A 3,861-nucleotide genomic window follows, 5' to 3' on the forward strand; every position below is an offset into this window, starting at 1 on the left:
CCGCTGGACCGTTCCCGTCCGCTGTGGGAGTTCTACGTCATCGAGGGGGTGGAGGGCGACGGGGTCGCCGTGCTGCTGAAGCTGCACCACGCCTCGGTCGACGGGGTGAGCGGCGCGATGCTGGTCGCCTACCTGTGCGGGCTGGACCCGCATTCGCTGGTGCCCTTGCCGGAGGCGCAGGAGAATCCGGCGGCGCCGAGTCATTTCGATCTGCTCCGCTCCAGCCTGGCGGGGCTGGCGCGGCGGCCGGTCGAGATGGCCAGGCTGCTGCCCGATCTGCTGGGCATGGCGCCGCGCTGGGTGGGCCGCGCGCTCACCCGCACCGGCATGCCGGTGCCGTTCACCGCGCCGCGGACCTCGTTCAACCGCACGATCACCGGCCTGCGGAAGGTCGCCTACACCAGTCTCGATCTCCAGGACGTGAAGAGGGTCAGGCGCACCTTCAAGGTCACGGTGAACGACGTGGTGCTCGCGCTGTGTGCGGGGGCGTTGCGGCGTTACCTCGACGAGCGCGGTGAGCTGCCGAGGGAGCCGTTGGTCGCGACGGTGCCGGTGTCGGTCCAGGGCAGGACGGCGCGCGACGGCGGGGCGAACCAGGTGTCGGCGTTCTTCGCGGCGCTGCCGACCCAGCTCGCCGATCCCGCGGCCCGGATCTACGCGATCGCGGAAAGCAACCGGGTGGCCAAGGAACACCACTTCAGCATCAAACCGGACATGCTGCAGGACTGGGCGCAGTTCGCCCCGGCCCGGCTGTTCGGCCTGGCGATGCGGGCCTATTCGGCCCTGCGCCTGGCAGAGAAGCATCCGGTGGTGCACAACCTGGTGATCTCCAACGTGCCGGGCCCGCCGGAGCCGATGTTCCTGCTGGGGGCCCGTGTGACGGGGCTGTACCCGCTGGGGCCGGTCTTCCACGGCGCGGGGCTGAACATCACCGTGATGTCGAACGCGGGCCGGGTGGACGTCGGCCTGCTCGCCGCACGAGAACTCGTTCCAGAACTGTGGTCGCTGGCGGATGCGGTCCAGGATGAGATGAAAGAGCTTCTTCGGGCTGCGCCCGGTCTTGCCTAGGAGCGCTCGCTCGGCTAAGACTAGAACAGGTTTCAGTCTTAGCTGAGGAGCCGGTGTGGACTTCACCCTCGACGACACCCAGCGGGAGATCGCCGGCCTTGCCGCCGACGTCCTTCGCCGGGAGGTCGACCTCGCGCGCCCCGCGGGCCCGCTCGGGTACGACGAACAGGTGTGGCGGGCGCTGGGAAAGGCCGGGCTGCTCTCGCTCGCGCTGCCGCCCGAACTGGGCGGCGCCGGGCTGGGCATCGCCGAAGTGGCCGTCCTGCTGACCGAGCTGGGCCGTGCCGCCGCGCCGGTCCCGGCACTGACGCTCGCGCTGGGCGTGCTGCCGCTGGAGCTGCTCGGCACCCCGGACCAGCGGGCCGCGCTCCTGCCCGAAGTGGCCACCGGGGACGCACTGGTCACCGCGGCCCTGCACGAGCCGTCATCGCCGCTGGTCACCGAGCCTGCCACGCGGGCGGTGGCCGAGGACGGGGCGTGGACGCTGACCGGCACGAAGACCGGGGTGCCCTTCGCCGCCGCCGCGACCCGCATCCTGGTTCCCGCCGCCATGCCCGGCGGCACGGGCGTGTTCCTGGTCGATCCGGCCGCGCCGGGGGTGACGGTGGCCGGCGGCTCGGTCCGGCTCGAACGCGTCAGCGTCGAGGAGGCGGGCCTGCTGCGGGACCGCGAACCCGGCGAGGCGATCGCGACGCTGCGGCGGCTGGCGGTGGCCGGTGCGGTCGCGCTCGGCGACGGCGTGCTGGCCGGTGCGCTCACGCTCACCAAGGAGCACGTCGCGCGACGGGAGCAGTTCGGACGGCCCCTGGCCGCCTTCCAGGCCGTGGCGCAGCAGATCGCCGACGTCTACATCGCTTCGCGGACCGTGCACCTCGCGGCGCAGTCCGCGGTGTGGCGGCTGGCGTCCGGGCTCGATCCGCAACCGGACCTCGAGGTGGCCGGGTACTGGCTGGCCGAGGAGGGGCCGAAGGCACTCGCCGTCTGCCAGCACCTGCACGGCGGGCTCGGCGTGGACATCACCTACCCGCTGCACCGGTACTACGCGCTGGGCAAAGAGCTGAGCCAGTTCCTGGGCGGCGCGCAGGACCGGCTGGGCGAGTTGGTGAGGTGAGGATGCACATCGAACTGACGGCGGAGCAGCGCGCGCTGCGGACCGAACTGCGGGCGTACTTCGCCGGGTTGATCAGTCCCGAAGAGCGCAAGGCGCTGCTGCGGGAACGCCACGGGGAGACCTACCGGCGGATCGTGCGCCGGATGGGGAGCGACGGCTGGCTCGGCGTGGGCTGGCCGAAGGAGTACGGCGGGCGCGGGTTCGGCGAAATCGAGCAGCACATCTTCGTCGACGAGGCGGCGCGGGCCGACGTGCAGCTCCCGTCGGTCACCCTGCAGACGGTGGGGCCGACACTGCAGGCCTTCGGCACCGAGGAACAGAAGGCCTTCTTCCTGCCGAAGATCCTCGCCGGTGAGGTGCACTTCGCGATCGGCTACAGCGAGCCGGACGCGGGTACCGACCTGGCCGCGCTGCGCACGTCGGCGGTCCGCGACGGCGACACCTACGTGGTGAACGGGCAGAAGATGTTCACCACGGGCGGGCACGACGCGGACTACATCTGGCTCGCGGTGCGGACCGATCCGGCGGCGCCGAAGCACAAGGGCATCTCGATCCTCATCGCCGACACCCGCGACCCCGGCTACTCGTGGACCCCGATCATCACCTGCGACGGCGCGCACCACGTCAACGCCACCTACTACTCCGACGTGCGCGTGCCGTCGAACATGCTGGTGGGCAAGGAGAACGAGGGCTGGAAGCTGATCACCACCCAGCTCAACCACGAGCGGGTCATGCTGGGCCCGGCCGGGCGCATCGGCGGGCTGTACGACCGGGTGCGGGACTGGGCCGCCGCGCGCGGACTGCTGGAGTGCCCGGACGTGCGCGGGGCACTGGCCGAAACGCTGGCCACCGTGCGCGTCAACGAACTGCTCAACTGGCAGGTCGCCGCCGCGCCACCGGGTTCCCCGGTGGACATCGCCGACGCTTCGGCGACCAAGGTGCTGGGTTCCGAGCGCATGCAGCGGGTCGCGCGCCTGCTGGAGGAGGTCCTGGCCCGGCACGGGGACCTGACCGATCCACCGACCGCGGAGCTGGCCGGATGGCTGGACGTGCTGGCCCGCCGCAACCTGGTGCTGACCTTCGGAGGTGGGGTGAACGAGATCCAGCGGGAGCTGATCGCGATGTTCGGGCTCGGACTGCCGAGGGTGCCGCGATGACGATCGAAGAGGAAGCGGCCCGCATCGCCGCGCAGGGGGAGTCCCGGCCGCGCCTGGCCCGGGACCCCGTCAACCAGGCCATGGTCAACAACTGGGTGGAGGCGCTGGGGGACACCAACCCCGTGTACACCGACCCCGCCTTCGCCGCCGCGTCCGTGCACGGCGAACTGGTCGCGCCCCCGGCGATGGCCCAGGTGTGGACGATGAACGGTCTGCACGGGCACCGGGCCGAGGACGATCCGCTCGGCGCGATGATGGCCGTCCTGGACGAAGCCGGCTACACCTCGGTGGTGGCCACGAACTCCGAGCAGACCTACCACCGGTATCTGCGCCACGGGGAGCACGTTTCCGCGTCCACGAAACTGGAGGGCGTCGTCGGTCCGAAAAGGACGGCCCTGGGCGAAGGCTGGTTCGTCACCACGAAGACCACCTGGTACGTGGGTGACGAACCCGTCGCGGAGATGCTGTTCCGGGTGCTCAAGTTCGCACCGGAAAAGACACCGAAGGCGGCACCGGCCATCGAAC

The 3,861-nt window shown here is 71.2% G+C and carries 4 protein-coding genes; all 4 read left to right on the forward strand.

Translation table 11 applies throughout. From position 1 onward, the window contains the following. Positions 1 to 1,068 (forward strand): wax ester/triacylglycerol synthase family O-acyltransferase (locus tag FNH05_RS34115; protein ID WP_144592975.1); only part of this gene is annotated, 1,068 nt, incomplete at its 5' end. A 55-nt stretch (positions 1,069 to 1,123) separates the two neighbouring features. After that, on the forward strand, positions 1,124 to 2,179 hold the full coding sequence (locus FNH05_RS34120) for an acyl-CoA dehydrogenase family protein (RefSeq protein ID WP_144592976.1): 1,056 nt from the start codon (positions 1,124 to 1,126) through the stop codon (positions 2,177 to 2,179). Between the two features lie 2 nt (positions 2,180 to 2,181). Next, entirely contained in the window at positions 2,182 to 3,336 is a 1,155-nt protein-coding gene (locus FNH05_RS34125; RefSeq protein WP_144592977.1) for an acyl-CoA dehydrogenase family protein, read from the forward strand. Further along, positions 3,333 to 3,861: FAS1-like dehydratase domain-containing protein (locus FNH05_RS34130; protein WP_144592978.1), on the forward strand; the 529-nt coding region annotated here is incomplete at its 3' end. The genes FNH05_RS34125 and FNH05_RS34130, both read left to right, overlap by 4 nt.

The organism is Amycolatopsis rhizosphaerae, assembly GCF_007713715.1.
Classification (GTDB): domain Bacteria; phylum Actinomycetota; class Actinomycetes; order Mycobacteriales; family Pseudonocardiaceae; genus Amycolatopsis_E; species Amycolatopsis_E rhizosphaerae.